General features: G+C 68.7%; 20 protein-coding genes and 3 tRNA genes. 19 read left to right on the top strand and 4 right to left on the bottom strand.

Annotated features, from left to right (window positions below; genetic code table 11):
- Positions 1-324 precede the first annotated feature (324 nt).
- The gene (locus ACIQ8J_RS08355; RefSeq protein ID WP_403268286.1) at positions 325-1,596 is read right to left on the bottom strand and encodes an amidohydrolase family protein; all 1,272 of its coding nucleotides are present in this window, start codon (positions 1,594-1,596) and stop codon (positions 325-327) included.
- A gap of 218 nt (positions 1,597-1,814) precedes the next feature.
- Between ACIQ8J_RS08355 and ACIQ8J_RS08360 the strand changes: the two genes are divergently transcribed.
- From ACIQ8J_RS08360 to ACIQ8J_RS08395, 8 genes are all read left to right on the top strand, one after another.
- Positions 1,815-1,887 (top strand) — tRNA-Thr (locus tag ACIQ8J_RS08360).
- A 44-nt stretch (positions 1,888-1,931) separates the two neighbouring features.
- Positions 1,932-2,004: transfer RNA gene (locus tag ACIQ8J_RS08365), tRNA-Met, on the top strand.
- An 88-nt stretch (positions 2,005-2,092) separates the two neighbouring features.
- A complete protein-coding gene (gene rpmG / locus ACIQ8J_RS08370; RefSeq protein ID WP_003956487.1) occupies positions 2,093-2,257 on the top strand; it encodes a 50S ribosomal protein L33 in 165 nt (54 codons plus the stop codon).
- Positions 2,258-2,387: 130 nt separating this feature from the next.
- The gene (locus ACIQ8J_RS08375) at positions 2,388-2,840 is read left to right on the top strand and encodes a MaoC family dehydratase N-terminal domain-containing protein (protein WP_403268289.1); all 453 of its coding nucleotides are present in this window, start codon (positions 2,388-2,390) and stop codon (positions 2,838-2,840) included.
- Between the two features lie 5 nt (positions 2,841-2,845).
- The gene (locus tag ACIQ8J_RS08380; RefSeq protein ID WP_403268292.1) at positions 2,846-3,280 is read left to right on the top strand and encodes a MaoC family dehydratase; all 435 of its coding nucleotides are present in this window, start codon (positions 2,846-2,848) and stop codon (positions 3,278-3,280) included.
- Positions 3,281-3,371: 91 nt separating this feature from the next.
- Complete coding sequence (locus ACIQ8J_RS08385; RefSeq protein WP_403268295.1) at positions 3,372-3,932, top strand: TetR/AcrR family transcriptional regulator; 561 nt, start codon at positions 3,372-3,374, stop codon at positions 3,930-3,932.
- 77 nt (positions 3,933-4,009) lie between these two features.
- A complete protein-coding gene (locus tag ACIQ8J_RS08390) occupies positions 4,010-5,467 on the top strand; it encodes a DHA2 family efflux MFS transporter permease subunit (protein ID WP_403268298.1) in 1,458 nt (485 codons plus the stop codon).
- 890 nt (positions 5,468-6,357) lie between these two features.
- Complete coding sequence (locus tag ACIQ8J_RS08395) at positions 6,358-7,485, top strand: UDP-N-acetylmuramate dehydrogenase (RefSeq protein WP_403268300.1); 1,128 nt, start codon at positions 6,358-6,360, stop codon at positions 7,483-7,485.
- Positions 7,486-7,520: 35 nt separating this feature from the next.
- Here ACIQ8J_RS08395 and ACIQ8J_RS08400 read toward each other — a convergent pair whose 3' ends face one another.
- The gene (locus ACIQ8J_RS08400; protein ID WP_403268302.1) at positions 7,521-8,153 is read right to left on the bottom strand and encodes an NAD(P)-dependent oxidoreductase; all 633 of its coding nucleotides are present in this window, start codon (positions 8,151-8,153) and stop codon (positions 7,521-7,523) included.
- A 121-nt stretch (positions 8,154-8,274) separates the two neighbouring features.
- Between ACIQ8J_RS08400 and ACIQ8J_RS08405 the strand changes: the two genes are divergently transcribed.
- A complete protein-coding gene (locus tag ACIQ8J_RS08405; protein WP_403268304.1) occupies positions 8,275-8,871 on the top strand; it encodes a TetR/AcrR family transcriptional regulator in 597 nt (198 codons plus the stop codon).
- A 74-nt stretch (positions 8,872-8,945) separates the two neighbouring features.
- On the opposite strand, the gene ACIQ8J_RS08410 is transcribed toward ACIQ8J_RS08405, so the two are convergent.
- Together ACIQ8J_RS08410 and ACIQ8J_RS08415 are read right to left on the bottom strand one after the other, a co-directional pair.
- Complete coding sequence (locus ACIQ8J_RS08410) at positions 8,946-9,980, bottom strand: adenosine deaminase (RefSeq protein WP_403268307.1); 1,035 nt, start codon at positions 9,978-9,980, stop codon at positions 8,946-8,948.
- Between the two features lie 227 nt (positions 9,981-10,207).
- A complete protein-coding gene (locus tag ACIQ8J_RS08415; RefSeq protein WP_403268310.1) occupies positions 10,208-11,446 on the bottom strand; it encodes a pyridoxal phosphate-dependent aminotransferase in 1,239 nt (412 codons plus the stop codon).
- 224 nt (positions 11,447-11,670) lie between these two features.
- Here ACIQ8J_RS08415 and ACIQ8J_RS08420 point away from each other — a divergent pair.
- The 10 genes from ACIQ8J_RS08420 (at position 11,671) to ACIQ8J_RS08465 (ending at position 25,110) form a co-directional block, all read left to right on the top strand.
- A tRNA-Trp gene (locus ACIQ8J_RS08420) sits at positions 11,671-11,743 on the top strand.
- Positions 11,744-11,849: 106 nt separating this feature from the next.
- Positions 11,850-12,146 (top strand): preprotein translocase subunit SecE, encoded by a 297-nt coding sequence (gene secE, locus ACIQ8J_RS08425; RefSeq protein ID WP_399057734.1) that lies wholly within the window; start codon positions 11,850-11,852, stop codon positions 12,144-12,146.
- A 74-nt stretch (positions 12,147-12,220) separates the two neighbouring features.
- The gene (gene nusG / locus ACIQ8J_RS08430) at positions 12,221-13,153 is read left to right on the top strand and encodes a transcription termination/antitermination protein NusG (protein WP_403268313.1); all 933 of its coding nucleotides are present in this window, start codon (positions 12,221-12,223) and stop codon (positions 13,151-13,153) included.
- A gap of 168 nt (positions 13,154-13,321) precedes the next feature.
- Positions 13,322-13,756 carry a 50S ribosomal protein L11 gene (rplK, locus tag ACIQ8J_RS08435; protein ID WP_053731185.1) on the top strand — a complete coding sequence of 145 codons (435 nt, stop codon included), beginning with the start codon at positions 13,322-13,324 and terminating at the stop codon, positions 13,754-13,756.
- Positions 13,757-13,841: 85 nt separating this feature from the next.
- On the top strand, positions 13,842-14,564 hold the full coding sequence (gene rplA, locus ACIQ8J_RS08440) for a 50S ribosomal protein L1 (RefSeq protein ID WP_403268317.1): 723 nt from the start codon (positions 13,842-13,844) through the stop codon (positions 14,562-14,564).
- A 155-nt stretch (positions 14,565-14,719) separates the two neighbouring features.
- Positions 14,720-15,643: a hypothetical protein gene (locus ACIQ8J_RS08445; protein WP_403268319.1), complete on the top strand. Its 924-nt coding sequence runs from the start codon at positions 14,720-14,722 to the stop codon at positions 15,641-15,643.
- A gap of 343 nt (positions 15,644-15,986) precedes the next feature.
- Positions 15,987-16,517, top strand: a complete 531-nt coding sequence (gene rplJ / locus ACIQ8J_RS08450; protein WP_328310989.1) for a 50S ribosomal protein L10 — start codon at positions 15,987-15,989, stop codon at positions 16,515-16,517.
- A 113-nt stretch (positions 16,518-16,630) separates the two neighbouring features.
- Positions 16,631-17,014: a 50S ribosomal protein L7/L12 gene (gene rplL / locus ACIQ8J_RS08455; RefSeq protein ID WP_189963090.1), complete on the top strand. Its 384-nt coding sequence runs from the start codon at positions 16,631-16,633 to the stop codon at positions 17,012-17,014.
- Positions 17,015-17,629: 615 nt separating this feature from the next.
- Positions 17,630-21,115, top strand: a complete 3,486-nt coding sequence (gene rpoB / locus ACIQ8J_RS08460; RefSeq protein WP_403268323.1) for a DNA-directed RNA polymerase subunit beta — start codon at positions 17,630-17,632, stop codon at positions 21,113-21,115.
- Positions 21,116-21,210: 95 nt separating this feature from the next.
- On the top strand, positions 21,211-25,110 hold the full coding sequence (locus ACIQ8J_RS08465; protein ID WP_403268326.1) for a DNA-directed RNA polymerase subunit beta': 3,900 nt from the start codon (positions 21,211-21,213) through the stop codon (positions 25,108-25,110).
- Positions 25,111-25,482: the final 372 nt, after the last annotated feature.

Raw genomic sequence — 25,482 nt, forward strand, 5'->3', positions numbered from 1 at the left:
CGACGGTACGCGGAGATGCCGCCGCCCGCCGGTGGAGCCGCAGATCTCCACCACGGGTGGGCGTGCCGCTCTCGTGCCGGGAGGCTGCGGGCTCCGCCGCGGGTCGGGTGTGGCGCTCCCTGCCGGGGGGCGAGCTTCTGTCACGGCTGGGTGCGCCGCTCTCCGCCAGAAGAGTGCGAGCTCCGTCACGACGGGTGCGCCGCTCTCCGCCAGAAGGGTGCGAGCTCCGCTGCGGCCGGTCTCGCCCCCCCCCGCGCGAAAGGCGCGAGCTCCGCCACGACGGGGCGCGCTGCCCCCCCCGGCCCGAAAGGTGCGGGCTCCGGCTCAGCCGGGGTCGGTGCGGCCCGGGTCCGGGCGGGTCTGTCTCGGGAGGTCCAGGGCCACCGCCGCCGCCGAGTCGCAGTACTCGCGCACCGCGCTCGTGCGGGCCACCACCCTGCCCCGGTGGATGACGATCCGGCTGTAGGCGAGCGACAGGACACCCGCGATGCGTTCGCCCCGTACGGCAAGGAGTTCGGCCGGGAAGCCCGCCTCCACGCGGACCTCCGGAAGGCCCATCGTCTCGCGGGCCACCGTGCTCACCGACGCGTACGCGTCCTCGGGGCGCATCCCGGCCTGGGAGGCGAGGAGGAACGCGGCCTCCAGGGGGTCGCCCCGGCCCACCGGGTTGGAGACGTCGCGCAACGTGCCGCTCCCCGCGGCCAGTCGGACCCCGGCTGACCTCAACAACCGTACCGGCGCGGCGCCTTGACGATCCGTCATGCCGCAGCCGCCCTGGGGCAGGCAGACCACCGCCACTCCCGCGGAGGCGAGTTGGTCGGCGGCGCGGGCCGCCGTTTCGCGCGGAAGGCGGGACAGCCCGCCGCACGGGCCGATCGCGACGCCGGGGCGCAGGCCGCCGGACATGGCCGCGAGGCGGGCGAGGCGGGCCGGGTCGGCGCCGTCCGTGTGGAGGTCGACCGCGCAGCCGTGTTCGGCGGCGAGCTCCATCACCGCCTCCGCGTACCCGGCCGGATCGGGGTCCAGATCGGGGCAGCCGCCCACCACCGATGCGCCCATCTTCAGCGCGTCCCGCAGCATGGCCAGACCGTCCGCGCCGGCCACCCCGGTCAGCAGCCGGGGCACGGCGACCACCGCGAGTTCGGTGAGGCCGCGCAGCGAGCGGCGGGTCTGGAGCACCGCCTCCAGCGGATCGAGCCCGCTCACCTCGTCGATGCGCACGTGCGAACGCAGTGCCGTGGCGCCGTGCCCGAGCTGGAGCAGGGCCGCCTCGGTGGCCCGGCGCTGGACCTCCTCGACGGCGTACGAGACCGGGCCCTCCGCGCTGAACGCGGTGAGCGCGGTGTCGCTGTGGGCGTGCGGCTCGGCGGGGGCCGGCAGCAGCAGGAAGCCGTTCAGGTCGACGCGGGAGGAGCCGTGCGCGGTGAGGCTGCCCGCGGTGCCGACGGCCTCGATGCGGCCGCCGCCGAGCCGGACGTCCACGGTGCGGCCGTCGGCGAGCCGGGCGCCGCACAGCAGCAGGGAGGAGGCGGCCCCGGCGTCGGGACCTTCGCCGGTACCGGGGGAGTGGGCCGGCTGCTGGTGGCTGTCGGACATCGCGCTCCTGATCGGACCCGGGCGGGTTTGAGACACAGGCTTCGAGGTGAGCCTAGGGGCGCTCAACCCGCGCATCGAGGAGGAGCGCAATAGTCGTACCGGTGTGGCCCTGAGTGGCCTACGGGACCGGTGGGGCGAGGCCCCGGAAGGTGGCCCGGAGGGCGGTGCGAAACGGATTTGGGCGATCGGCGAAGGAGCGTGTAATGTCTTCATCGCTCGCCCCAATAGCTCAGTCGGTAGAGCGTCTCCATGGTAAGGAGAAGGTCTACGGTTCGATTCCGTATTGGGGCTCTGGTGCGGAAGCCCTCACCTTCGGGTGAGGGACTCCGTGTCAAAGCGGTGTAGCTCAGTCGGTAGAGCAAGCGGCTCATAATCGCTGTGTCACCGGTTCAAGTCCGGTCACCGCTACACACGGTAGCCGATTGTGGGGTCGGTCCTTCGATCGGCTACTCTTTTATGCGTTCATCCGTCAACCCGTCCGTCAAGGAGCACTCACGTGGCTGCCACCGACGTCCGCCCGAAGATCACGCTGGCCTGCGTGGAGTGCAAGGAGCGGAACTACATCACCAAGAAGAACCGGCGTAACAACCCGGACCGTCTTGAGATGAAGAAGCACTGCCCGCGCTGCAACTCGCACACCGCGCACCGCGAGACCCGCTAATCACGGCGTCTGGCACTCAGGCTCGTTCGAGAGGCCGTTCCCCACACCGGGGAGCGGCCTCTCGGCGTTGGTACGACTAAATTCGACGCGGGAACCGAACCCACCCCCATTCGCAGGAGGTAGCCAGCCGATGGCGCTCGATCAGTCCTTCGTGGGGCGGACCTATCCGCCCACCGCACCGTACGAGGTCGGCCGCGAGAAGATCCGCGAGTTCGCCGTGGCGGTCGGGGACGAGAACCCCGCCTACACCGACCCCGAGGCGGCCAAGTCGCTGGGGCACACCGATGTGATCGCGCCGCCGACCTTCGTGTTCGCCATCACGTTCGCGGCGGCGGGACAGGTCATCGAGGACCCGCAGCTCGGCCTGGACTACAGCCGGGTGGTGCACGGGGACCAGAAGTTCGCGTACACCCGGCCCGTCCGGGCGGGCGACCGGCTGACGGTGACCTCGACCATCGAGGCGATCAAGTCCCTCGCGGGCAACGACATCCTGGACATCCGGGGCGAGGTCCACGACGAGGCCGGCGAACACGTCGTCACGGCGTGGACCAAGCTGGTTTCCCGAGCGGCAGAGGGGGCGTGAGGCGGATGACCGCGAAGATCCGTTACGAGGACGTCGAGGTCGGCACCGAACTGCCGGCCCAGTCCTTTCCCGTGACCCGTGCCACGCTCGTTCAGTACGCGGGTGCCTCCGGGGACTTCAACCCGATCCACTGGAACGAGAAGTTCGCGAAGGAGGTCGGGCTGCCCGACGTCATCGCGCACGGCATGTTCACGATGGCCGAGGCGGCCCGTGTGGTCACGGACTGGGTCGGCGACCCGGGCGCGGTGGCCGAGTACGGCGTGCGCTTCACCAAGCCGGTCGTCGTCCCCAACGACGAGACCGGGGCGCTGATCGAGGTCAGCGCGAAGGTGGCGGCGAAGCTGGACGACGAGGCGCGCACGGTACGCGTCGACCTCACCGCGACGAGCGCGGGCCAGAAGGTGCTCGGCATGTCCCGAGCCGTGGTCCGACTGGCCTGAGAGCCTCGGGACTCCGGGGGCGGTGGCGCCCGGAGTCCCACGCGCGGGGACTCTCTTGACGTACTTAGTGATTGGCCACTAACTTAATTCCATGGTCAGGATGAGCGCAGAGGAGCGCCGCGAGAGCGTCATCCGTGCGGCGATGGTCGAATTCGCCCGCGGCGGCTACCACGGCACCTCCACGGAGGCGATCGCCAAGCGGGTGGGCGTCTCGCAGCCGTACCTCTTCCGCCTGTTCCCGAACAAGCAGGCCATCTTCCTCGCGGCCTCCGACCGGTGCATCGCGGAGACCGTCGCTGTCTTCCGGGGTGCGGCCGAGGGGCTGGAGGGCGAAACGGCACTGCATGCGATGAGTGCGGCCTACCAGGCGCTCATCGCGGAGGACCGGGACAAGCTGCTCATGCAGATGCAGACCTATGTGGCGGTGGCCTCCGCGGAGGCGGCCGGCGACCACGAGTTCGGCAAGGCGGTCCGGGTCGGCTGGATGGAGCTGTACGACACGATCCACCTGGCCCTCGGTGCGGACGTGGACGACACCACCACGTTCCTGGCGTACGGGATGCTCATCAACACCCTTGTCGCGCTGGGGTTTCCGGCCCAGGACCGGGTCTGGAAGGGCTTCTACGGATCGGCCCTGCCGAAGCCGGGCTGAACGACAGGGGGGAAGATTCCCGCCCCTTCCTCTGCCCGCTGAAGTTAGTCATCAATAACTAATCCCAAGGGGGAGCGATGTCGGAAGCGATGTCAGAAGCGCTGCCGGAACACAGCACACCGGCCCGGCGCGGAGGCGCTGCCTGGGCCCTGGTCATCACCAGCGTCGCCGGATTCATGGCGGCCCTCGACAACCTCGTCGTCACCACCGCGCTCCCCTCCATCCGCGCGGACCTCGGGGGAGCGCTGGACGACCTCGAATGGACGGTGAGCGCGTACACCCTCACCTTCGCGGTGCTGCTGATGTTCGGGGCGGCGCTGGGGGACCGGTTCGGGCGGCGCAGGCTCTTCATCGCCGGGCTCACGATCTTCACCGGGGCCTCGGCGGCCGCGGCGCTCGCACCCGGGATCAACGGGCTGATCGCGGCCCGCGCGATCCAGGGGGTCGGCGCGGCGATCATGATGCCGCTGACGCTCACCCTGCTGACCGCGGCCGTGCCCGCCGCCAAGCGCGGGATGATGTACGGGATCTGGGGCGCGGTGAACGGGCTCGCGGTGGCCTCCGGACCGCTGATCGGCGGCAGTCTGACCGAGCACGCGTCCTGGCAGTGGATCTTCTGGCTGAACGTTCCGCTCGGCCTGGCCGTGCTGCCGCTGGCCCGCCTCCGCCTCGCCGAGTCGTACGGCACCGGCGCACCGCTCGACATCACCGGCACCCTGCTCGCCAGCGGCGGCCTCTTCGGGATCGTGTACGCGTTGATCCGCGGCAACCCCGACGGCTGGACCAGCGCGACCGTACTCACCGGCCTGATCGCGGGTACGGCGCTCCTCGCGGGCTTCGTGGTCCACGGCATCCGCGGCGCGAACCCGATGCTGCCGATGCGGCTGTTCCGCAGCCGGGCGTTCTCCGCGATCAACGCGGCGAGCCTGCTCATGTTCGTCGGGATGTTCGGCTCGATCTTCCTGCTCAGCCAGTTCCTGCAGAACGTCATCGGCTACTCGCCCACCGAGGCGGGGCTGCGGATGCTGCCGTGGACCGGCATGCCGATGATCGCGGCGCCCATCGCGGGCTACCTCTCGGACCGGATCGGCGGCCGGCCGGTCGTCGCGACGGGCCTCGCGCTCCAGGCCATCGGTCTCGGGTGGTTCGCCGCGATCATCTCGCCCGACGTGTCGTACGGGGCCCAGCTTCCGGCGCTGGTCATCAGCGGGATCGGCATGGGGCTGTACTTCGCGCCGGCCGCCAATCTGGTGATGTCCAGCGTGCGGCCCGCCGAGCAGGGCATCGCCTCCGGCGCGAACAACGCGCTGCGGGAGGTCGGGGGTGCGCTCGGCATCGCGGTGCTGGCGTCGGTGTTCTCGGCGCAGGGCGGGTACGGGTCGGCGCGGGCGTTCGTGGACGGGCTCGGGCCTGCGCTGTGGGTGGGCGCGGGGGTTGTGGCGGTCGCGGCGATCGCTGCGCTGCTGCTTCCTGGGCGGGCCGGGGTGACCCGCCCGGAGCGGGTGGCTCCGCCGGTTCGGGAGTTGGTGGGCTGAGGGGGGCGGGTGGGCGGAGGGTGCTTTCCCTCCCGCCCGCCCGTTCCGCACCCTCGGGAGGTGCGGCACTGGTGGGTGGTTGCGGCTTCACCGGCGTCCACCGGCCGGTGAATGGTGCGCCCGCCTGCGGCGGGCAGAGGCTCTCCCTCCCGCCCGCCCGTTCGGCCCGCTGTGAGAGTTGGGCGACCGGTGGGTGGGCGTGGTCTCGTTGGCGTCCGTCGGTCGGTGGGCGGTGTGTCCGCCTGCGGTGGGCCGGGGCTTCCCGCCCGCCCGTTCGGCCCGCTGTGAGGGCTGGGGGATCGGTGGATGGTGTGTCCGCCTGCCGGCGAGCTGCGGTTTCCCTTCCGCCCGTTCGGCCCGCGCTGTAAAGGTCGAGGGACCAGTGGGTGGTGGTTGCGGGCTCGTCGGCAGCTGTCGGTCCAGCGGGGTGCGGTGCTGGGGGCGGGAACCGAACACGACGGTCAGGCGCTCCTCCGGCCGGGCGGGGACGTGTCGGGGTGCCCCCGCAAGGAGGAGCGCGGTGCCGGGGGGCTTTTCGGGGTGCGGGATTGCGCGACGTATGAGGAGGTACCCCGGCGCGTTCACGCCCCACCCCACCGGCGAGGCGCGCACACGCCGGGGAAGCCGCGACCCTGCCGCGCGGCGGCTACCCGCACTGCCGACCGGAGGTCGGCGCGGCCGTGCCCCATCGGCTGGGCGGCGTGGACATGTCGAGGAGGCCGCGACCCTGCCGCGCGGCGGCTACCCGCACTGCCGACCGGAGGTCGGCGCGGCCGTGCCCCATCGGCTGGGCGGCGCGCACACGCAGGGGAAGCCGCGACGCCCCCGCGCGGCGCCTACCCGCACTGCCGACCGGAGGTCGGCGCCGCCGCGCCCCACGGCCGGACCGCGTGGACCCAGCACCAACCCACCCAGCACCCACCCCACCCCGCCGCGCAGCCCACACCCGTACGCTGGACCCCGTGCAGGAACTTCACGACGCCCCCCTCGCCCCCCTGACCACCCTCCGCCTCGGCGGCCCGGCGGATCGGCTGGTTACCGCTGTCACCGATGCCGAGGTGATCGACGCCGTGCGCGAGGCCGACGACAGCGGCACCCCGCTGCTCGTCATCGGCGGCGGCAGCAACCTGCTCATCGGGGACAAGGGCTTCGCCGGTACCGCCCTGCGCATCGCCACCCGCGGCTTCGACCTCGACGGCACCCGCCTCGAACTCGCCGCGGGCGAGGTGTGGAGCGAGGCCGTCGCCAGGAGCGTCGAGGCCGGGCTCGCCGGTATCGAGTGCCTCGCCGGCATCCCCGGCTCCGCCGGAGCCACCCCGATCCAGAACGTCGGGGCGTACGGCCAGGAAGTCTCCAGCACCATCACCCACGTCGTCGCGTACGACCGCCACAGCCGCACCACGGTCACCATCCCCAACGCCGAGTGCGACTTCTCGTACCGCCACAGCCGCTTCAAGCAGCACCCCGACCGCTACGTCGTGCTCCGCGTCGTCTTCGAGCTGGAGGACGCCGGGGGCCTCTCCGCGCCGGTCAAGTACGCCGAGACCGCCCGCGTCCTCGGTGTGGAACCCGGCGACCGGGTCCCCGCCGCCACCGCCCGCGAGACCGTGCTGAAGCTGCGCGCCGGCAAGGGCATGGTGCTCGACCCCGAGGACCACGACACCTGGTCGGCGGGCTCGTTCTTCACCAACCCGATCCTTCCCAACGAGGCGTACGCGGACTTCCTCGCCCGCGCCCAAGAGCGCCTCGGCGCCGAAGTGACGCCCCCCGCCTGGCCCGTCGGCGCCGACCGCACCAAGACCTCCGCCGCCTGGCTGATCGACAAGGCGGGCTTCACGAAGGGGTACGGGACCGGCCCGGCCCGTATCTCCACGAAGCACACCCTCGCGCTCACGAACCGCGGCGGCGCCACCACCGAGGACCTGCTGGCCCTGGCCCGCGAGGTGGTCACAGGCGTCGAGCGGGCCTTCGGAGTGATCCTGGTGAACGAGCCGGTGGCGATCGGCGTGGAGATCTAAGTCTCCGCACCTCTCCGCACCGCCCCTCCCCACCCTCAATACGCCACCCCCACCCCCTGCTTGACCGTCGCCGGGTTGTCCACGAACACCAGCATCGCGTGGGCGACGTCCGCCCGCGAGATCGTCCGCCCGCTGCGCGGATTCGCGCCGATGGCGACCCGGTACGTCCCGGTCAGCGGCTTGTCCAGGAGCCGGGGCGGACGCACCGCGGTCCAGTCGGTGGCGCTGCGCGCCAACTCGTCCTCCATGACGCGCAGGTCGGCGTAGACGTCCTTGAGCAGCGCGCCGATCACGGACAGCATGAGGCGGTCGACGAGCGGCTGCCCTTCGGGGACCGGCCCGAGCGGCGCCGCGCTCACGACGACCAGCCGCCGCGTCCCCTCCGCCTCCATCGCGGTGAGCACCGACCGGGTGAGCCGGGCCGCGACCCCCGCGTCCGAACGCTTGCGGGCGCCGAGCCCGGAGAGGACGGCGTGCCGCCCGGTCACCGCTTCGCGCAGCGACTCGGGGTCGGTCAGGTCGGCCCGGAAGACTTCAAGACCCGCGCCGGTCACGGCGAACCTCGCCGGGTCGCGCACCACCGCCGTGACCTCGTGGCCGGACGCCAGCGCCTGCTTGACGATCTCCTGGCCGATGCCCCCTGTGGCACCGAAAACCGTGAGCCTCATCGCGTCACCTTCCTGGGGTGGGTAAGCCGTCGGATAGAGGTGGGTGAGTATTCACTCACCCGTGCCTCGCCACTAGAGTGAGTAAGTACTCACCCACTCGTCAAGCCTCGTTGGAGCACACATGCAGTCGCCGCCGACCCGGGTCCGCATCGTCGACGCCGCGCATGAGCTCATGCACACCATCGGCCTCGCCCGCACCACGACGAAGGAGATCGCGAAGGCCGCGGGCTGCTCGGAGGCCGCGCTCTACAAGCACTTCCCGAGCAAGGAGGACCTGTTCGTGACGGTCCTCAAGGAGCGGCTGCCCAAGCTGGGCCCGCTGGTGGAGCGGCTCGCCGCCGAGCCGGGGGAGCGGTCGGTGGAGGAGAACCTGACCGAGATCGCCCGCCAGGCCACGCTGTTCTACGCGGAGAGCTTCCCGATCGCGGCCTCGCTCTACGCGGACCCCCAGCTCAAACGCCGCCACGACGACGCCCTGCGCGAACTCGGCTCCGGCCCCCACATGCCGATCCAGGGCGTGGACGCGTACCTCCGCACCGAGCAGCGGGCGGGCCGCATCAGCCGGGACGCCGACACCTATGCGGCCGCGTCCCTGCTCCTGGGCGCCTGCTCCCAGCGCGCCTTCGCCTACGACATGACGGAGGACGGCCGCCCCCCGCAGCCCCTGCCGGAGTTCGCGAGCGCGATGGCCCGCACGCTGCTACGCGGAATCAGCTAGCCGCCATCCGGCATCAGCCACAGACCTGACATCAGACATCAGCCGTACACCCGACACCAGCCACACACCCAGAATCAGCCACCCGGCGCGGGCGCGGACAGCCACCCCTCCACGCCCGCCAGCAGCTTCTCCCGTACGTCCGCGGGCGCGGTCGAGGCGCGGATCGACTGGCGGGCCAGTTCGGCCAGTTCGGCGTCCGTGAAGGCGTGGTGGTGGCGGGCGATCTCGTACTGGGCGGCCAGGCGGGAGCCGAAGAGCAGCGGGTCGTCCGCGCCGAGCGCCATCGGGACCCCCGCGTCGTACAGCACCCGCAGCGGCACGTCCTCGGGCTTCTCGTAGACGCCGAGGGCGACGTTGGACGCGGGGCAGACCTCGCAGGTGATGCCCTTTTCGGCCAGCCGGCGCAGCAGCCGGGGGTCCTCGGCGGCCCGCACCCCGTGGCCGACCCGCCGCGCGTGCAGATCGTCGAGGCAGTCCCGTACGGAGGCCGGGCCCGACAGCTCCCCGCCGTGCGGGGCCGCGAGCAGGCCGCCCTCGCGGGCGATCGCGAAGGCGCGGTCGAAGTCCCTTGCCATGCCGCGGCGTTCGTCGTTGGAGAGCCCGAACCCGACCACGCCGCGATCGGCGTAGCGGACGGCGAGCCGGGCCAGCGTGCGCGCGTCGAGCGGGTGCTTCATCCGGTTCGCCGCGACCACGACGCGCATGCCGAGCCCGGTCTCGCGCGACGCCGAGCCGACCGCGTCCAGGATGATCTCCAGGGCCGGGATGAGCCCGCCGAGCAGCGGGGCGTACGAGGTCGGGTCGACCTGGATCTCCAGCCACCCGGAGCCGTCCCTGACGTCCTCCTCGGCGGCCTCGCGCACCAGGCGCCGAATGTCCTCGGGGGCGCGCAGACAGGACCGGGCCGTGTCGTACAGGCGCTGGAAGCGGAACCAGCCGCGCTCGTCGGTGGCCCGCAGCTTCGGCGGCTCGGCGCCGGTCAGCGCGTCGGGCAGCCGCACGCCGTACTTGTCGGCGAGCTCCAGCAGGGTGGCGGGCCGCATCGACCCGGTGAAGTGCAGATGCAGATGAGCCTTGGGCAGCTGTCGGATATCGCGAACCACACCCATCAACGCTCCGTAATCGCTAGGCTCTGCCCTGTGCCGCAAGGTGCCGGGCAGGGCTTGTCCGTCACGAGGCCGCTGTGGCGGCCAGGTGAGAAGCCCCTCTGGGGAGGAGTCACCCGAGGATCTTGCCGTAGATCCTGGTCCAGGCAGCCGAGTTCACCGAACGAGCGCGTGCCTGAACGCATAAGCGGGCCCCTGGCCTCGCCGGGAGCCCGCTTATGCGCAATACCTCAGCTCGTTGCCTCGCCCAGCAACTTCTGGAGCCGCGAGACGCCCTCGGCCAGGTCCTCGTCGCCCAGCGCGTACGAGAGCCGCAGGTAGCCCGGCGTGCCGAAGGCCTCGCCCGGGACGACCGCGACCTCGGCCTCGTCCAGGATCAGCGCGGCGAGCTCCGCCGAGGTCTGCGGGCGCTTGCCGCGGATCTCCTTGCCGAGCAGGCCCTTCACCGAGGGGTAGGCGTAGAAGGCGCCCTCGGGGGTGGGGCAGACCACGCCGTCGATCTCGCTCAGCATCCGCACCATGGTCTGGCGGCGCCGGTCGAAGGCCTCGCGCATCGTGGCGACCGCGTCCAGGTTCCCGGACACGGCGGCCAGCGCGGCGATCTGCGCGACGTTGGACACGTTGGACGTGGCGTGCGACTGGAGGTTGGTCGCGGCCTTCACCACGTCCTTCGGGCCGATGATCCACCCGACCCGCCAGCCGGTCATCGCGAAGGTCTTGGCCACGCCGTTGACCACGATGCACTTGTCGCGCAGCTCGGGCACGATCGCGGGCAGCGAGGTGAACTTCGCGTCGCCGTACACCAGGTGCTCGTAGATCTCGTCGGTCATCACCCACAGGCCGTGCTCGACGGCCCAGCGCCCGATCGCCTCGGCGTCGGACTCGCTGTAGACGGCGCCGGTCGGGTTGGACGGGGAGACGAAGAGAACGACCTTCGTACGCTCCGTGCGCGCCGCCTCCAACTGCTCCACCGAGACCCGGTATCCGGTCGTCTCGTCGGCCACGACCTCGACCGGGACGCCGCCCGCGAGCCGGATCGACTCGGGGTAGGTGGTCCAGTACGGGGCCGGCACGATGACCTCGTCGCCCGGGTCGAGGATCGCCGCGAACGCCTCGTAGATCGCCTGCTTGCCGCCGTTGGTCACCAGGACCTGCGAGGCGTCGACCTCGTAACCCGAGTCGCGGAGCGTCTTCGCGGCGATCGCGGCCTTCAGCTCGGGCAGTCCGCCGGCCGGCGTGTAGCGGTGGTACTTCGGGTTGCGGCAGGCCTCGACGGCGGCCTCGACGATGTAGTCGGGCGTCGGGAAGTCGGGCTCGCCGGCGCCGAAGCCGATCACCGGGCGCCCGGCGGCCTTGAGGGCCTTGGCCTTGGCGTCGACGGCGAGGGTCGCGGACTCGGAGATGGCGCCGATGCGCGCGGAGACCCGGCGCTCGGTGGGGGAGGAAGGCGGGGGAGTTGCAGCGCTCATACGGGCCATCGTCCCAGACCTCGAACGCCTCAGGCATCCGCGTTCCACGGACCGGTCAGCATGTGGACAGCCGTCCGAGCGGCCGCTGACGGAGGTGGTGCCGAGGGGGTCGGGGAGTGTTCGGGAGCAAGCTGTTCGACGCCGGGCTTCTGACCACGTACACTCACTGGCTGTTGGCCCTCACCGACCACATCGTTTGATGCGGTAGGTTGGGGGAACCACAAAGGGTCGTAGCTCAATTGGTAGAGCACTGGTCTCCAAAACCAGCGGTTGGGGGTTCAAGTCCCTCCGGCCCTGCTACACACACCTTCGCCAGGATGTGTGCGCATGTACGTACTTCAATGCACCGCCGTGCGGCTCCACCGGGCGCGGCACGGCCATGACCCGGAATCAGGTGAGAAGCGTGACGGACGCCGTGGGCTCCATCGACATGCCTGATGCCCAGGACGAGGCAGCGGAGTCCAAGGATTCGAAGAAGAAGGCCCGCAAGGGCGGTAAGCGCGGAAAGAAGGGCCCTCTGGGCCGTCTCGCGCTCTTCTACCGGCAGGTTGTTGCCGAACTCCGTAAAGTTGTCTGGCCGACACGCAGCCAGCTGACGACGTACACCACCGTGGTGATCGTGTTCGTTGTCATCATGATTGGCATCGTGACGTTGATTGACTCCGGCTTCCAGCAGGTAGTCAAGTACGTCTTCGGCTGATCCGCGAAGGGCGCCCACAACGGCGCCCCTTTCGCATGTTCCACCCCATCTGTAGCCAGGAAGAAGCAGCCACCGTGTCTGACCCGAACCTGAACGACGCCATCGAGTCGGTCGAGTCCGTCGAGGACGAGCTCGAGATCATCGAGGCGGCCGACGAGGACGAGGCCGAGGCTGCCGACGCCGCTGCGGGCGAAGCGGCCGAAGAGGCTGCCCTGCACGTCGACTCCGACGACGAGTCCGCCGACGTCGAGTCCGCTGACGAGGACGAGCTCGAAAGCGCCGAGGCCGACGCCGAGGTTTCCGACGAGGACGCCGAGTCGGACGAGTCCGTCGAAGCCGCCGAGTCCGTCGAGGACGAGGCCGAGGAGCCGGCGGAGCCCGCCGCCCCGGTCGACCCGGTCGAGGCCCTGCGCCAGGAGCTCCGCTTCCTGCCCGGCGAGTGGTACGTCATCCACACGTACGCCGGTTACGAGAAGCGAGTGAAGGCCAACCTCGAACAGCGTGCCGTCTCGCTGAACGTCGAGGAGTTCATCTACCAGGCCGAGGTCCCCGAAGAGGAGATCGTCCAGATCAAGAACGGCGAGCGCAAGAACGTCCGGCAGAACAAGCTGCCCGGTTACGTTCTCGTCCGCATGGATCTGACGAACGAGTCCTGGGGCGTCGTCCGCAACACCCCCGGTGTCACCGGCTTCGTGGGCAACGCCTACGACCCGTACCCGCTGACGCTGGACGAGATCGTCAAGATGCTCGCCCCGGAGGCCGAGGAGAAGGCCGCCCGCGAGGCCGCCGAGGCCGAGGGCAAGCCGGCTCCGCAGCGCAAGGTCGAGGTCCAGGTCCTGGACTTCGAGGTGGGCGACTCGGTCACCGTCACCGACGGCCCGTTCGCGACGCTGCAGGCGACCATCAACGAGATCAACGCCGACTCGAAGAAGGTCAAGGGCCTCGTCGAGATCTTCGGCCGCGAGACCCCGGTCGAGCTCAGCTTCGACCAGATCCAGAAGAACTAGCGGCTTCTGGAACCCAGCACTTCCGAGCAGGTCAGAGGGGCTCTCGCAGCCCCTCTGACCTGCTCGGTTTTTAGCCGCGCAGCTATACCCGTTATCGTTGTGCGGTATGCCTGCATCCGGTTGATCGGATGCCAGGCGGTTCACTCTCACTAGGACCCGGAGAGAGCAATGCCTCCCAAGAAGAAGAAGGTCACGGGGCTTATCAAGCTCCAGATCAACGCCGGTGCGGCGAACCCGGCCCCGCCGGTCGGCCCCGCGCTCGGTCAGCACGGCGTCAACATCATGGAGTTCTGCAAGGCCTACAACGCCGCGACCGAGTCGCAGCGTGGCTGGGTGATCCCGGTGGAGATCACGGTCTACGAAGACCGCTCCTTCACCTTCATCACCAAGACTCCGCCGGCCGCGAAGATGATCCTCAAGGCCGCTGGTGTCGAGAAGGGCTCCGGCGAGCCGCACAAGACCAAGGTCGCCAAGATCACCGAGGCCCAGGTCCGCGAGATCGCCACGACGAAGCTCGCCGACCTGAACGCCAACGACCTCGACGCCGCGTCGAAGATCATCGCTGGCACCGCCCGTTCCATGGGCATCACGGTCGAGGGCTGATCTCAGCCCCTCGCAGCACCTCAGTGGTAGGGCCAAGCGCTGGTCCGCACCACGACTCCATCCCTGAACCAACACAGGAGCAGAAGTGAAGCGCAGCAAGACTCTCCGCGCTGCGGACGCGAAGATCGACGCGGACAAGCTGTACGCGCCGCTCGAGGCCGTCCGTCTCGCCAAGGAGACCTCCACGACCAAGTTCGACGGCACCGTCGAGGTCGCCTTCCGCCTGGGTGTCGACCCGCGCAAGGCCGACCAGATGGTCCGTGGCACCGTGAACCTCCCGCACGGCACCGGTAAGACCGCCCGGGTCCTGGTCTTCGCGACCGGCGACCGTGCCGAGGCCGCGCTTGCCGCGGGCGCCGACATCGTCGGCTCCGACGAGCTCATCGACGAGGTGGCGAAGGGCCGTCTGGACTTCGACGCCGTCGTCTCGACCCCGGACCTCATGGGCAAGGTCGGCCGCCTCGGCCGCGTGCTCGGTCCGCGTGGTCTGATGCCGAACCCGAAGACCGGCACCGTGACCCCCGACGTCGCCAAGGCGGTCGAGGAGATCAAGGGCGGCAAGATCGAGTTCCGCGTCGACAAGCACTCGAACCTGCACTTCATCATCGGCAAGGTGTCCTTCGACGACGCCAAGCTGGTGGAGAACTACGGTGCGGCCCTGGACGAGATCCTCCGTCTGAAGCCGTCCGCCGCCAAGGGCCGGTACATCAAGAAGGCGACCATCACCACCACGATGGGCCCCGGTATCGCGCTCGACTCGAACCGCACCCGCAACCTCCTCGTCGAGGAGGACCCGGCCGCCGTCTGATCCCACGGATCACCGGCAGTCGCGGGCTTCGCGCACTGAGACCGGCCCCCGCACCTCGTCAGAGGCGCGGGGGCCGGTTTATTTCTGTGTCCGCTGTCAGCGCTCTGAGTTACGGTTGTGAAGGTTTTGCGTCGAATTGATCAAGGGGTGGGGTAATGAGCAGGTCGGTCAAGCGCGCCGGAGTCTCCCTGGCGGCGGTGGCGGTACTGGTGGCGGGGGCCGCCGGGTGCCAGAGCGGGGGCGACAAGCAGGCCGCGGACGCGCCGAAGAAGGCCGCCGAGCAGTCGAGCCCGAAGGACGCCCGTACGGCGCTCCAGGCGGCCTACAAGAAGACCTCGGCGGCCAAGTCGGCGAAGGTCACCATGAAGATGTCGATCCCGGGGGCGGGGGTCGCGGGCGTCGGCGACCTGGAGATGTCCGGCGTCCAGTCGTGGGACCCGGCCGCGCTGGACATGACCATGAGCGGTGGGGCCTTCAAGGGCACGCCGGGTGCGCCGGACCAGATGCACATGATCCAGTTGAACGGCGTCTCGTACACGGACATGGGCGCCGCCGCTCCCAAGCAGCTGGGCGGCAGGCACTGGATGAAGATGGACCTCGGAGCCCTGGCCAAGGCGGCCGGCGGCGATGCGGCGTCGGCCCAGCAGATGACCGGCGGTGCGGAGAAGCAGGACCCGGCCCAGCAGCTCGCTCTGCTGACGGACTCGCCGAACGTGAAGCACCTCGGCACCGAGCAGATCGACGGCGCCCCGGCGGAGCACTACAAGGGCACGCTGACGCTCGACGAGATGGTCGCGAGCAACCAGAACCTGGCCGGCATGCCCGCCCAGGACCGCCAGAAGCTCATCGACTCCATGAAGCAGGCCGGCATCCAGGGCTACGACACCGAGCTCTGGCTCACCAAGGACGGCTACCCGGTGCAGATGAACGTCGGCATCAACAGCCCCCAGGGCAAGATCTCCATGAGCGCGCACTACTCGGACTACGGCACCAAGGTCGCGGTCAACGCGCCGCCGGCGTCGGAGACCTTCGACTTCGCCGAGCTGATGAAGGCCGCCGGCAAGGCCGGCGACGCCTGACGGTGCGGGGTCGTCACGGCGCGCAGGAGCATCGGTACGAGTCGGTGCGAGCTGGCCACGAGCATCTCGTACGAGCGGATTTGCTTGACACGGACCACGTCACGTACGCTTCCCCAGAAGCCAAAGACCGCTGGTCGTTGCCGTGCCTTCATTCGAGGGGGCGGTGGCCGAAGGATCCGCTGAATGCGGACGACCCGCGCAGGTGATCGTGGAAAGTTCCCGGATGCCGCTCTTCAACGGGCGCAGTCGGTTGAGCTACGCCCCGTGCGCCTGCGCCGGGGCGTTTCGTATTGTTCAGCCCCTTCTGAGCGGTCCTCATCACCCGGAAGGAGGCCGACGCTCTATGGCAAGGCCCGACAAGGCTGCCGCGGTAGCCGAGCTCGCGGACCAGTTCCGCAGCTCGAACGCCGCCGTGCTGACCGAGTACCGGGGTCTCACCGTGGCGCAGCTCAAGACGCTGCGTCGTTCGCTCGGTGAGAACGCCCAGTACGCCGTGGTGAAGAACACGCTGACCAAGATTGCGGCCAACGAGGCCGGGATCACTTCGCTGGACGACCAGTTCACTGGTCCGACGGCGGTTGCCTTCATCACCGGTGACCCGGTGGAGTCGGCGAAGGGTCTTCGTGACTTCGCCAAGGAGAACCCGAACCTGATCATCAAGGGCGGTGTCCTTGATGGCAAGGCGCTGTCCGCCGATGAGATCAAGAAGCTTGCGGACCTCGAGTCCCGCGAGGTTCTGCTCAGCAAGCTGGCCGGCGCGTTCAAGGGCAAGCAGTCTCAGGCTGCCTCGCTCTTCCAGGCGCTGCCGTCGAAGTTCGTCCGCACCGCGGAAGCGCTTCGCGTCAAGCTCGCCGAGCAGGGCGGTGCCGAGTAACTCGGCTCGCGCATTGATCGCCGCCCGCTAGGGCGACGGTCGCAGCGGGCCGAACGTACGCCCGCCTACATGTACATCCGGCACCCGCCGAATTAGTGGAAGGATCGCCCATCATGGCGAAGCTCAGCCAGGAAGACCTGCTCGCCCAGTTCGAGGAGATGACCCTCATCGAGCTCTCCGAGTTCGTGAAGGCCTTCGAGGAGAAGTTCGACGTCACCGCCGCCGCGGCCGTCGCCGTTGCCGGCCCCGCCGCCGGTGGCCCGGCCGCCGAGGCCGTCGAGGAGCAGGACGAGTTCGACGTCATCCTCGAGGGTGCTGGCGAGAAGAAGATCCAGGTCATCAAGGTCGTGCGCGAGCTGACCTCCCTGGGTCTGAAGGAGGCCAAGGACCTCGTCGACGGCACCCCGAAGCCGGTCCTCGAGAAGGTCGCCAAGGAGGCCGCGGAGAAGGCTGCCGAGTCCCTCAAGGCCGCCGGCGCCTCCGTCACGGTCAAGTAACACCTCGCGGGTCCACCAAGACCCGCACCCGTCTCGCAGGCGCGCTCGCGCGCCGCTGGACACCGCCAAGGGCGATCACCCATCCGGGTGATCGCCCTTCGGCGTACCCGCGTCGTCTGCCTTGCACGCGGTCCCCCGGGGAGTATGGTGATCTTCGCCGTCTGCTCGGCGATGACGCAGGCACGCGCCCCGCAACGGCTCCCGCGGCGATCTCCGGGGAGCGGAGGGGTCTTGACGAACCGCACGCAGCGCGCAATTCTCAGGACGCGTCGTCACACCGATCCGGATCCGAGGCATGGATCGACGGCGAAGAGGGCAGTACTAATCTGCGTCTGCGCGGCGCACGGCTGACCGAGGTACCGAGGTACTTGAGAAGAGCAATGCGGGTCTCGAAAAATCCGCCCTGGACATCAGTGTGCCGAGTGGCTACACTGTCCCTTTGCGCTGCCTGTTAGCTGTCCCCTGCCCGTCACCAGGGGCATGCCCTCGCCTGAGCATCTTTGATGGAACCGCCCCGACCTGGCCGTCTTCGGTCAAGTCGGGAAACGTCTCTCTCTGTGCCCACGTGGGACCGGTACGCGCGTAGTGAGTCCGAGCCCTCGGAAGGACCCCCTCTTGGCCGCCTCGCGCAACGCCTCGACCGCCAATACGAACAACGGCGCCAGCACCGCCCCGCTGCGCATCTCCTTTGCAAAGATCAAGGAGCCCCTCGAGGTTCCGAACCTTCTTGCGCTGCAGACCGAGAGCTTTGACTGGCTGCTCGGCAATGCCGCTTGGAAGTCTCGGGTCGAGGCCGCTCTCGAGAGTGGACAGGACGTCCCCACCAAGTCCGGTCTGGAGGAGATCTTCGAAGAGATCTCCCCGATCGAGGACTTCTCCGGGTCGATGTCGCTGACCTTCCGCGACCACCGCTTCGAGCCGCCGAAGAACTCGATCGACGAGTGCAAGGAGCGCGACTTCACGTTCGCGGCCCCGCTCTTCGTCACCGCCGAGTTCACCAACAACGAGACCGGCGAGATCAAGTCCCAGACGGTCTTCATGGGCGACTTCCCGCTCATGACCAACAAGGGCACCTTCGTCATCAACGGCACCGAGCGTGTCGTCGTGTCGCAGCTGGTCCGCTCGCCGGGTGTCTACTTCGACTCCAACATCGACAAGACGTCCGACAAGGACATCTTCACGGCCAAGATCATCCCGTCCCGGGGTGCCTGGCTCGAGATGGAGATCGACAAGCGCGACATGGTCGGTGTCCGCATCGACCGCAAGCGCAAGCAGTCCGTCACCGTCCTCCTGAAGGCTCTCGGCTGGACCACCGAGCAGATCCTGGAGGAGTTCGGCGAGTACGAGTCGATGCGCGCCACCCTGGAGAAGGACCACACCCAGGGCCAGGACGACGCGCTGCTCGACATCTACCGCAAGCTGCGTCCGGGCGAGCCGCCGACGCGCGAGGCCGCTCAGACGCTGCTTGAGAACCTCTACTTCAACCCGAAGCGCTACGACCTCGCGAAGGTCGGCCGCTACAAGGTGAACAAGAAGCTCGGCGCGGACGAGCCGCTGGACGCCGGCGTGCTCACCACCGACGACGTCATCGCGACCATCAAGTACCTGGTCAAGCTGCACGCCGGTGAGACCGAGACGGTCGGCGAGTCGGGTCGGAACATCGTCGTCGAGACCGACGACATCGACCACTTCGGCAACCGCCGTCTGCGCAACGTCGGCGAGCTCATCCAGAACCAGGTCCGTACGGGTCTGGCTCGTATGGAGCGCGTCGTGCGTGAGCGCATGACGACCCAGGACGTCGAGGCGATCACGCCGCAGACCCTGATCAACATCCGGCCGGTCGTCGCCTCCATCAAGGAGTTCTTCGGCACCAGCCAGCTGTCGCAGTTCATGGACCAGAACAACCCGCTGTCGGGTCTCACCCACAAGCGCCGTCTGTCGGCGCTCGGCCCGGGTGGTCTCTCGCGTGAGCGGGCCGGCTTCGAGGTCCGTGACGTGCACCCGTCTCACTACGGCCGCATGTGCCCCATTGAGACCCCTGAAGGCCCGAACATCGGTCTGATCGGTTCGCTCGCCTCGTACGGCCGCGTCAACGCGTTCGGCTTCATCGAGACGCCGTACCGCAAGGTCGTCGACGGCCAGGTCACCGACGAGGTCGACTACGTCACCGCCGACGAGGAGGACCGCTTCGTCATCGCGCAGGCCAACGCCGCGCTCAACGACGAGATGCAGTTCACCGAGCCGCGCGTGCTGGTCCGCCGTCGTGGCGGCGAGGTCGACTACGTGCCCGGCACCGAGGTCGACTACATGGACGTCTCGCCGCGCCAGATGGTGTCGGTCGCGACCGCCATGATCCCGTTCCTTGAGCACGACGACGCCAACCGTGCCCTCATGGGCGCGAACATGATGCGTCAGGCCGTGCCGCTGATCACGTCCGAGGCGCCGCTCGTCGGCACCGGCATGGAGTACCGCTGCGCGGTCGACGCCGGTGACGTCATCAAGGCGGAGAAGGCGGGTGTCGTCCAGGAGGTCTCCGCGGACTACATCACCGTCGCCAACGACGACGGCACGTACACCACGTACCGGATCGCCAAGTTCTCCCGCTCCAACCAGGGCACCTCGGTCAACCAGAAGGTTGTCGTGGACGAGGGCGCCCGCGTGATCGAGGGCCAGGTCCTGGCCGACGGTCCCGCCACCCAGCAGGGTGAGATGGCGCTGGGCAAGAACCTGCTCGTGGCGTTCATGCCGTGGGAGGGTCACAACTACGAGGACGCGATCATCCTGTCGCAGCGCCTCGTGCAGGACGACGTCCTCTCCTCGATCCACATCGAGGAGCACGAGGTCGACGCCCGTGACACCAAGCTCGGCCCGGAGGAGATCACCCGGGACATCCCGAACGTCTCCGAGGAGGTCCTCGCCGACCTCGACGAGCGCGGCATCATCCGCATCGGTGCCGAGGTCGTCGCCGGCGACATCCTCGTCGGCAAGGTCACGCCCAAGGGTGAGACCGAGCTGACGCCGGAGGAGCGCCTGCTGCGCGCCATCTTCGGTGAGAAGGCCCGCGAGGTCCGTGACACCTCGCTGAAGGTGCCGCACGGCGAGACCGGCAAGGTCATCGGCGTCCGTGTCTTCGACCGTGAAGAGGGCGACGAGCTGCCGCCGGGTGTGAACCAGCTGGTTCGCGTCTACGTGGCGCAGAAGCGCAAGATCACGGACGGTGACAAGCTCGCCGGCCGCCACGGCAACAAGGGTGTCATCTCCAAGATCCTTCCGATCGAGGACATGCCGTTCCTCGAGGACGGCACCCCGGTCGACATCATCCTCAACCCGCTGGGTGTCCCGTCCCGAATGAACCCGGGACAGGTCCTGGAGATCCACCTCGGCTGGCTCGCCAGCCGCGGCTGGGACGTCTCCGGTCTGGCGGACGACTGGGCCCAGCGGCTCCAGGCGATCGGCGCCGACCAGGTCGCCGCCGGCACCAACGTCGCGACCCCGGTCTTCGACGGCGCCCGCGAGGACGAGATCTCCGGTCTCTTCGAGGCCACGATCCCCAACCGCGACGGCGACCGGCTGGTCCAGCCCTCCGGCAAGGCCCAGCTGTTCGACGGCCGCTCCGGCGAGCCGTTCCCGGACCCGATCTCGGTCGGGTACATGTACATCCTGAAGCTGCACCACCTGGTCGACGACAAGCTGCACGCCCGGTCGACCGGTCCGTACTCGATGATCACCCAGCAGCCGCTGGGTGGTAAGGCCCAGTTCGGTGGCCAGCGCTTCGGTGAGATGGAGGTGTGGGCGCTGGAGGCTTATGGCGCCGCGTACGCCCTCCAGGAGCTGCTGACCATCAAGTCCGACGACGTCACCGGCCGCGTGAAGGTCTACGAGGCGATCGTCAAGGGCGAGAACATCCCTGAGCCCGGCATTCCCGAGTCCTTCAAGGTGCTCATCAAGGAAATGCAGTCGCTCTGCCTCAACGTGGAGGTGCTGTCCTCGGACGGCATGTCCATCGAGATGCGCGACACGGACGAGGACGTCTTCCGCGCTGCGGAGGAGCTCGGTATCGACCTGTCCCGGCGCGAGCCGAGCAGCGTCGAAGAGGTCTGACGGGTCTGGCCGGGGCTCTGCCTGAGCCCCGGTCGTCCCAGGACCCCCCTCAGACCATCTTGAAGAATCGACCCCGAAAGAGGGATTGACGACAAGTGCTCGACGTCAACTTCTTCGACGAGCTGCGGATCGGCCTCGCCACTGCTGACGACATTCGTCAGTGGTCCCACGGTGAGGTCAAGAAGCCGGAGACCATCAACTACCGCACCCTCAAGCCCGAAAAGGACGGACTCTTCTGCGAGAAGATCTTCGGTCCGACCCGGGACTGGGAGTGCTACTGCGGCAAGTACAAGCGCGTCCGCTTCAAGGGCATCATCTGTGAGCGCTGTGGCGTAGAGGTCACGCGTGCCAAGGTGCGCCGCGAGCGGATGGGCCACATCGAGCTTGCCGCTCCCGTGACCCACATCTGGTACTTCAAGGGCGTTCCGTCGCGTCTTGGCTACCTGCTCGACCTCGCGCCGAAGGACCTTGAAAAGGTCATCTACTTCGCCGCGTACATGATCACGTTCGTGGACGAGGAGCGCCGTACGCGCGACCTGCCGTCGCTGGAGGCGCACGTCTCCGTCGAGCGTCAGCAGATCGAGAACCGTCGCGACTCGGACCTCGAAGCCCGCGCCAAGAAGCTTGAGACGGACCTCGCCGAGCTTGAGGCCGAGGGTGCCAAGGCCGACGTGCGCCGCAAGGTGCGCGAGGGTGCCGAGCGCGAGATGAAGCAGCTGCGCGACCGTTCGCAGCGCGAGATCGACCGTCTCGACGAGGTGTGGAGCCGCTTCAAGAACCTCAAGGTCCAGGACCTTGAGGGCGACGAGCTGCTCTACCGCGAGCTGCGTGACCGTTTCGGCACGTACTTCGACGGCTCGATGGGTGCCGCTGCCCTGCAGAAGCGCCTGGAGACCTTCGACCTGGACGAGGAGGCCGAGCGCCTCCGCGAGATCATCCGCACCGGCAAGGGCCAGAAGAAGACCCGTGCGCTCAAGCGCCTCAAGGTCGTCTCCGCGTTCCTGCAGACCAGCAACAGCCCCAAGGGCATGGTGCTCGACTGCGTGCCGGTCATCCCGCCGGACCTGCGTCCGATGGTGCAGCTGGACGGTGGCCGCTTCGCGACCTCCGACCTGAACGACCTGTACCGCCGCGTGATCAACCGCAACAACCGTCTGAAGCGGCTCCTCGACCTCGGCGCTCCCGAGATCATCGTCAACAACGAGAAGCGCATGCTTCAGGAGGCCGTTGACGCGCTCTTCGACAACGGTCGTCGCGGCCGCCCGGTCACGGGCCCCGGCAACCGCCCGCTGAAGTCCCTCAGCGACATGCTGAAGGGCAAGCAGGGTCGATTCCGTCAGAACCTTCTCGGCAAGCGTGTGGACTACTCCGCGCGTTCCGTGATCGTCGTCGGTCCGCAGCTCAAGCTGCACCAGTGCGGTCTGCCCAAGGCCATGGCCCTTGAGCTCTTCAAGCCGTTCGTGATGAAGCGCCTGGTGGACCTGAACCACGCGCAGAACATCAAGTCGGCCAAGCGCATGGTCGAGCGCGGCCGCACCGTGGTGTACGACGTCCTCGAAGAGGTCATCGCCGAGCACCCGGTGCTGCTGAACCGTGCGCCCACCCTGCACCGCCTCGGCATCCAGGCCTTCGAGCCCCAGCTGGTCGAGGGCAAGGCCATCCAGATCCACCCGCTCGTCTGCACCGCGTTCAACGCGGACTTCGACGGTGACCAGATGGCCGTCCACCTGCCGCTCTCCGCGGAGGCGCAGGCCGAGGCCCGCATCCTGATGCTGTCCTCGAACAACATCCTGAAGCCGGCCGACGGTCGTCCCGTCACCATGCCGACCCAGGACATGGTGCTCGGCCTCTTCTTCCTCACCACGGACGAAGAGGAGCGCGAGGTGAAGGGCGCCGGTCGTGCCTTCAACTCGACCGCCGAGGCGATCATGGCGTTCGACGCCCGGGAGCTCTCGCTCCAGGCGAAGGTCGACATCCGCTTCCCGATCGGCACCGTCCCGCCGCGTGGCTGGACCCCGCCGGCCGAGGAGGAGGGCGAGACGACCTGGCAGCAGGGCGACTCGTTCCGGCTGCGTACGTCGCTGGGCCGCGCGCTCTTCAACGAGCTGCTGCCCGAGGACTACCCGTTCGTCGACTACTCGGTGGGCAAGAAGCAGCTCTCCGAGATCGTCAACGACCTCGCCGAGCGCTACCCCAAGGTCATCGTGGCGGCGACGCTCGACAACCTGAAGGCGGCCGGCTTCTACTGGGCGACCCGTTCCGGTGTCACCGTGGCCATCTCCGACGTCGTGGTCCCCGAGGCCAAGAAGGCGATCGTCGCGGGCTACGAGGCGCAGGACGAGAAGGTCCAGAAGCAGTACGAGCGCGGTCTGATCACCAAGGACGAGCGCACGCAGGAGCTCATCGCGATCTGGACCAAGGCGACCAACGAGGTTGCCGAGGCGATGAACGCGAACTTCCCCAAGACGAACCCCATCTTCATGATGGTTGACTCGGGTGCCCGAGGAAACATGATGCAGATGCGTCAGATCGCGGGTATGCGTGGTCTGGTGTCGAACGCGAAGAACGAGACCATCCCGCGTCCGATCAAGGCCTCGTTCCGCGAGGGCCTGACCGTGCTTGAGTACTTCATCTCGACCCACGGTGCCCGTAAGGGTCTCGCCGACACCGCCCTGCGTACCGCCGACTCGGGTTACCTGACCCGTCGTCTGGTGGACGTCTCGCAGGACGTCATCATCCGCGAGGAGGACTGCGGCACCGACCGTGGCCTCAAGCTCAAGATCGCGGAGCGGGGCGCCGACGGCGTGCTGCGCAAGACCGAGGACGTCGAGACCTCCGTCTACGCCCGCATGCTCGCCGAGGACGTCGTCGTCGACGGCAAGGTCATCGCGCCGGCCAACGTGGACCTCGGTGACGTGCTCATCGACGCCCTCGTCGGCGCCGGTGTCGAGGAGGTCAAGACCCGCTCGGTCCTGACCTGCGAGTCCGCGGTCGGCACCTGTGCCTTCTGCTACGGCCGCTCCCTGGCCACCGGCAAGCTGGTCGACATCGGTGAGGCGGTCGGCATCATCGCCGCCCAGTCCATCGGTGAGCCGGGTACCCAGCTGACGATGCGTACCTTCCACACCGGTGGTGTGGCCGGTGACGACATCACGCAGGGTCTGCCGCGTGTCGTCGAGCTCTTCGAGGCCCGTACGCCCAAGGGTGTCGCCCCGATCTCGGAGGCCAAGGGCCGCGTCCGCATCGAGGAGACCGAGAAGACCAAGAAGATCGTCGTCACCCCGGACGACGGCAGCGAGGAGACGGCGTTCCCGATCTCCAAGCGTGCCCGTCTGCTCGTGGGCGAGGGCGACGCGGTCGAGGTGGGCCAGAAGCTCACCGTCGGTGCCACCAACCCGCACGACGTGCTGCGGATCCTCGGTCAGCGCGCGGTCCAGGTCCACCTGGTCGGCGAAGTCCAGAAGGTCTACAACTCGCAGGGCGTGTCGATCCACGACAAGCACATCGAGATCATCATCCGGCAGATGCTGCGCCGAGTGACGATCATCGAGTCCGGCGACGCGGAGCTGCTGCCGGGCGAGCTGGTCGAGCGGTCGAAGTTCGAGACCGAGAACCGTCGTGTGGTCACCGAGGGCGGTCACCCCGCCTCCGGCCGTCCGCAGCTGATGGGTATCACCAAGGCCTCGCTCGCCACCGAGTCGTGGCTGTCGGCGGCGTCCTTCCAGGAGACGACCAGGGTTCTGACGGACGCGGCGATCAACGCCAAGTCCGACTCCCTGATCGGCCTCAAGGAGAACGTCATCATCGGTAAGCTCATCCCGGCCGGTACGGGCCTGTCCCGCTACCGCAACATCCGGGTCGAGCCGACCGAGGAGGCCAAGGCCGCGATGTACTCGGCCGTCGGCTACGACGACATCGACTACTCGCCGTTCGGCACGGGCTCCGGCCAGGCCGTCCCGCTGGAGGACTACGACTACGGTCCGTACAACCAGTAAGGCGTACGTCCACCGAAGGGCGCCCACCCCGCAGCCGCGGGGTGGGCGCCCTTCGGGGTTCTCCGACCCGGCGAGAGGCCGAATGGCCGCCTGCTGAGACGGTTCGTCTCAGCGGCCGGGCCGGAAGGTTATGCGGTGACATGTCCCACTGGGTACGGGGCCCCGTGCGTGGCCATTTGTTTTGACCCAAGTCGATGAGGTAGGTACGCTCAGACCTTGTGCCTGGGGTGTGCCTGGGCTCCGCTGCGTGCCTACGTCCGCAGGGCGAGCTCCTAGACCGGCTACCGCAATCTGCGCCTCTTCTGCCCTCGGGCGGCAGTGTGCAGTATTCGACACACCCGACCGCGTGGGTCGGTGACGTGTTCCAGGTTA

Source organism: Streptomyces sp. NPDC094147 (assembly GCF_044764265.1).
Lineage (GTDB): Bacteria > Actinomycetota > Actinomycetes > Streptomycetales > Streptomycetaceae > Streptomyces.

Excerpts from the sequence above, each read along its gene's own strand:
- ACIQ8J_RS08355 (WP_403268286.1), bottom strand. The coding sequence starts at position 1,596 with ATGTCCGACAGCCACCAGCAGCCGGCCCACTCCCCCGGTACCGGCGAA.
- ACIQ8J_RS08415 (WP_403268310.1), bottom strand. The coding sequence starts at position 11,446 with ATGAGCGCTGCAACTCCCCCGCCTTCCTCCCCCACCGAGCGCCGGGTC.
- rplL (WP_189963090.1), top strand. The coding sequence starts at position 16,631 with ATGGCGAAGCTCAGCCAGGAAGACCTGCTCGCCCAGTTCGAGGAGATG.
- ACIQ8J_RS08375 (WP_403268289.1), top strand. The coding sequence starts at position 2,388 with ATGGCGCTCGATCAGTCCTTCGTGGGGCGGACCTATCCGCCCACCGCA.
- ACIQ8J_RS08400 (WP_403268302.1), bottom strand. The coding sequence starts at position 8,153 with ATGAGGCTCACGGTTTTCGGTGCCACAGGGGGCATCGGCCAGGAGATC.
- ACIQ8J_RS08380 (WP_403268292.1), top strand. The coding sequence starts at position 2,846 with ATGACCGCGAAGATCCGTTACGAGGACGTCGAGGTCGGCACCGAACTG.
- rplJ (WP_328310989.1), top strand. The coding sequence starts at position 15,987 with ATGGCAAGGCCCGACAAGGCTGCCGCGGTAGCCGAGCTCGCGGACCAG.
- rplK (WP_053731185.1), top strand. The coding sequence starts at position 13,322 with ATGCCTCCCAAGAAGAAGAAGGTCACGGGGCTTATCAAGCTCCAGATC.
- ACIQ8J_RS08405 (WP_403268304.1), top strand. The coding sequence starts at position 8,275 with ATGCAGTCGCCGCCGACCCGGGTCCGCATCGTCGACGCCGCGCATGAG.
- ACIQ8J_RS08390 (WP_403268298.1), top strand. The coding sequence starts at position 4,010 with ATGTCGGAAGCGATGTCAGAAGCGCTGCCGGAACACAGCACACCGGCC.
- ACIQ8J_RS08410 (WP_403268307.1), bottom strand. The coding sequence starts at position 9,980 with ATGGGTGTGGTTCGCGATATCCGACAGCTGCCCAAGGCTCATCTGCAT.
- ACIQ8J_RS08445 (WP_403268319.1), top strand. The coding sequence starts at position 14,720 with ATGAGCAGGTCGGTCAAGCGCGCCGGAGTCTCCCTGGCGGCGGTGGCG.
- ACIQ8J_RS08385 (WP_403268295.1), top strand. The coding sequence starts at position 3,372 with ATGGTCAGGATGAGCGCAGAGGAGCGCCGCGAGAGCGTCATCCGTGCG.